Source organism: Bombella mellum (assembly GCF_014048465.1).
GTDB classification, from domain to species: Bacteria; Pseudomonadota; Alphaproteobacteria; order Acetobacterales; family Acetobacteraceae; genus Bombella; species Bombella mellum.
Genome location: NZ_PDLY01000011.1, coordinates 1 through 1,640, shown reverse-complemented (window position 1 = coordinate 1,640; position 1,640 = coordinate 1). Strand labels below are relative to the sequence as shown.

Here is a 1,640-nt window from a genome sequence, read left to right as displayed (position 1 = left end):
CAGCCCCGCATCCGGGCCTCACGGAGAGCATTGCGGACTGTACGCTCTGATACACCGGACTCAACGGCCAGTGTAGAATGGGACGGAAAGCAGCCCTTATGGCCGAAGGAAGATAGCAACACCTGATAGACACGCCCCTGATGCGGCGTAATCCGGTGAAATTTCACAAGGGTTTCAAAAAAGGCTTTAAGACGGAAGAGAGGAAGCATATAATACCAGCACACGATGGCCGTGTGATTTAGAGTTGGGCATGGCTGTCTGGGGTGGGCACTGCTACCAACAGGCCCGCCCACCATGCGACGGACGATTAGAGATGTTTTCTTCTTTCTCGTCGTTTCGTCAAGCGTTTCTGTTATTTTCATTGAAAAAATTATTTTTCCTCATGGCAGTTCCAGCTTATTGGAAATATTTCATTAATCATTATGGTATTTTTTTTCGTTACCAGAAATAAGTTTTTATTACTACTTATTGTGAGAAGGATTTTTTGTATTAAAAATAAAAATATCGAAGTATATTATTCATATGGCAATTATCTTTATTAAGATAAATATAATATAATATTAATTATATTAACATTAGGCAACCATACACGTAATGAAAAAGAGTTTTTTTAAATTTATAAAAATCAATTACTTACATATCAAGATACCCACTTGAGATAACAAGAAAAATCAGGTTTTATAGCCCATCTGTCTACGATGGGTGTAACTGAACCAAACGAACTATGGTCTTTTTTAAAGAAATATGATGATCATCAGTATCAGAAAACGCGCAAAAGCACGTTCATTAGCTAGGGCTCACAATTGGGCAGAGGCAATCAAAGTTTATAATACAATAGGTCCTCGAGCGCAGTTAGATACCAAAACGCTGGTTCAGTTAGGACACGCTTATAAAGAAAATGGGCAGGCTGCAGAGGCTATGCATAGCTATCATGAAGCTGCCGGACGTGTACCTTTCCTTCTAGATGCTCAGCTTCAGGCAGGTTTTTTTCATCGCTCAAGATCCGAAGTTCAAAGTGCTGTTACTTTCTTTGCTCGAGCTCTTGTTTTGAATGGCAATGCAACAGACTTACTAAAAATTTTAGAAGAACTCGGACAAAAGACAGAAGATGACCGTGATGCTATAATACTCACTGCAACTCTTCTACCTATTTCAAATGATATCTCGCCATATATCCCTGATCTGACCATACGTGCACGGCTATATCGCACTAAAGCACGCCAAGCTGGGCGTCGTCACGAATGGGCTAGTGCAGAACAATATTATATCTCTGCGCTAGCAGTATGCCCTGACAATCCTGCTCTCCTCATGCAACTCGGACATTGCCAGATTGAACAGGGCAAGGTGGCAGATGCGCTCATTTCTTATCGTCGTGCAGCCCTGGCCTCACCTGGCGATTTTGAAAAATACTATCATGCAGGAAATGCATTAAGGTTGCTTGGGCGAAGACAGAGTGCGCTTGCTGCCTATCAAGCCTCTGCGAAGCTTAATGAAGATTTTTCTCCGTCACTCGAGGAGATTAAACGCTTGCAGGCCATCCTCTTTTCCCAACAACCTTCACTAAACAATCACCTCCAATCTGAGCTGAAAGTGATACCAAAAACGGATCGTTATCTTAATGAGGAGCCATGGTTAAGCAA

Annotated in this window: 2 protein-coding genes; one reads left to right on the top strand and one right to left on the bottom strand. The window is 42.0% G+C overall.

All coding sequences use genetic code 11. The annotated features are described in order from the left end of the window. Positions 1 to 362 (bottom strand): helix-turn-helix domain-containing protein (locus tag CPA56_RS09420; RefSeq protein ID WP_182041760.1); only part of this gene is annotated, 362 nt, incomplete at its 3' end. Positions 363 to 744: 382 nt separating this feature from the next. On the opposite strand from CPA56_RS09420, the gene CPA56_RS09415 reads away from it, so the two are divergent. Beyond that, positions 745 to 1,640, top strand: an 896-nt coding sequence (locus tag CPA56_RS09415; protein ID WP_182041759.1) for a tetratricopeptide repeat protein, incomplete at its 3' end; no start/stop codon positions are given.